The following is a 2,177-nucleotide window of genomic DNA, read 5'->3' as shown; positions in this document are numbered from 1 at the left end:
CCGCGTCCCACGCCGGCCCAGAGGTTGGGCGCCACCTCCAGCCGGTCGCGCCGCCCGCCGTGCAGCGCGGCCATGCGCGACTGGCCCACGGAGTCCATGCGCGCATAGCCGGCCTGGGCGCGGGCGATGTCCTCGTCGGTGAGCTTGCTGATCAGGCGCTCGGCATCGGCCCAGGCCTCTTCGTTGGTCTCGCGCACGATGACGTGCAGCCGCACGCCCAGGCGGACCTGGCGGCCCTGCTGCGCGGCGCGGCGGCGGATGTCGGCGAACTTTTCGGCCACTGCGGCGGGGGGCTCGCCCCAGGTGAGGTAGGCGTCCACCTGGCGCGCGGCCAGGTCATGGGCGGCGTCCGAGGAGCCGCCGAAGTACAGCGGCGGATGCGGCTTTTGCACCGGGGGAAAGAAGTTGCGGCCCTGCTTGACCTTGAAGTATTTGCCGTCGAAATCCACGGCCTCGCCGGCCAGCAGGCGGCGCCAGATGGTCAGGAATTCATCGGCATAGGCATAGCGTTCGTCGTGGGCCAGGAAGATGCCGTCGGCCTCCAGCTCGGTGGCATCGCCCCCGGGCACCACGTTGAGCAGCAGGCGCCCGCCCAGGGCCTGGTCCAGCGTGGCGGCCTGGCGCGCGCTGGAGACCGGCGCTCCCAGCGAGGTGCGCAGGGCCACCAGCAGCTTGATGCGCTGCGTGACGGGCACCAGGCTGGAGGCAACCACCCAGGGGTCCAGGCAGGAGCTGCCGGTGGGGATCAGCAGGCCGTCGTAGCCCAGCTCCTCGGCCGTGACGGCGATCTGGCGCATGTAGGCGTTGGTGGGGGCGCGGCCGAAGTCGGAGGTGCCGAGGTAGCGCGTGTCGCCCGAGGTGGGCAGGAACCAGAAGATGTCTGGCGATGCGTGGGGGTCTTGGCTCATGGGATCTCCGGGGACGATGGAAAAGACGGTGGCGCGGCCTCGCCCGGCACCTGGCCCAGGCGCTGCAGCCGCGCGCGCACCACGCTGCGGCTGATGCCCAGCTGGCGCGCGGTCTGCACCTGGTTGCCGCGGTTGCGCTGCCAGGCCTTGAGCAGCAGGGCGCCCAGCACGTGCTGCTCCAGGCCTTCGGCATGCACGTCGCACAGGCTGTCCAGCGCTTCACCCAGGGCCAGTTCGGCGGCGGCGGCCTGGGCGCCGTGTTCGGCCTCGCGTGTGGGGACGGGATCGGGCTCGCCCTGGCTGCTGGCGATGTGCAGGTCGCCCGCGCCGATGTGCATGCCCTGGGTCAGCAGCAGGCTGCGGTGGATGACGTTCTCCAGCTCGCGGCTGTTGCCGGGCCAGTCGTGCTCCAGCAGCTTGCGCTGCGCGTCCTGGCTGAGTGCCATGGGCGCGTAGCGCATGCGCTGGCAGTAGCTTGCGATGAAGTGGCGCGCCAGCGGCAGGATGTCGGCCGGGCGCTGGCGCAGCGGCAGCACGTTGAGGGTGACGACATCAAGCAGGTAGTACAGGTCTTCGCGAAAGCGCCGCGCCGCCACCTTGGTGTGCAGCGGCGCGGTGCTGGCCGCGAGCACGCGCACATCGGCCGGCGTGCGCTGGCTGGCGCCGATGCGGGTGACCGCCTTGTCCTGCAGCACGCGCACCAGCTTGCTCTGGATGTGCAGGGGCAGGTCGTCGATCTCGTCCAGCAGCAGGGTGCCGCCGTGGGCGTCCTCGAAGCGGCCGGGCAGGTTGCCGAAGGCACCCGTCAGCGCACCGCTTTCATGGCCGAAGAGCTCGGCGTTGATCAGGGCCTCGGACAGCGCGCCGCAGTTGACGGCGACAAAGGGGCCGTGGCGGCGCGGGCTCAGGCGGTGGATGTGGCGGGCCACCATTTCCTTGTCGGCGCCGCTGTCGCCCAGGATGAGGACGCCGGCCTCGCTGGCGGCCACCTGTCCCATGGTCTTGAGCAGGGCCTGCGAGGCCGGGTCTTGCAGTATCCACGGCGCGGGCGCGGCGCCGTCATCGTGCGCATGCACGGTTGCAGGTACGGGCGCAGGTGTTGCCGAGGACTTGCCGGGCGGCCAGGTGGGCAGACGGGTGTTCATGGCGCGGCGTCACGAATAGAAGCTGGGCTGCGGATGGGTTCCGTTGAGCACCCAGTCGCCCAGCTCCTGCAGCTTGTAGTGCAGCGGGTCGTGCAGCGTCTGCGTGCGCAGGTTGCGCCAGAAG

At 71.1% G+C, this 2,177-nt stretch carries 2 protein-coding genes; both read right to left on the bottom strand.

Features of this window, described 5'->3' with window-relative positions:
* A partial coding sequence (locus L995_RS07895; RefSeq protein ID WP_047470785.1) for an LLM class flavin-dependent oxidoreductase occupies positions 1-908 on the bottom strand: 908 nt, incomplete at its 3' end.
* Entirely contained in the window at positions 905-2,053 is a 1,149-nt protein-coding gene (locus tag L995_RS07890) for a sigma 54-interacting transcriptional regulator (RefSeq protein ID WP_047470783.1), read from the bottom strand. The genes L995_RS07895 and L995_RS07890, both read right to left, overlap by 4 nt.
* Between the last annotated feature and the right edge of the window lie 124 nt (positions 2,054-2,177).

Source organism: Delftia sp. ZNC0008 (assembly GCF_000799035.1).
Lineage (GTDB): Bacteria > Pseudomonadota > Gammaproteobacteria > Burkholderiales > Burkholderiaceae_C > Comamonas > Comamonas tsuruhatensis.
This window is presented reverse-complemented; position numbering and strand designations above follow the sequence as displayed.

What these genes read in the sequence shown, in the direction of transcription:
- L995_RS07890 (WP_047470783.1), bottom strand. Translation starts at nt 2,053, where the DNA reads ATGAACACCCGTCTGCCCACCTGGCCGCCCGGCAAGTCCTCGGCAACA.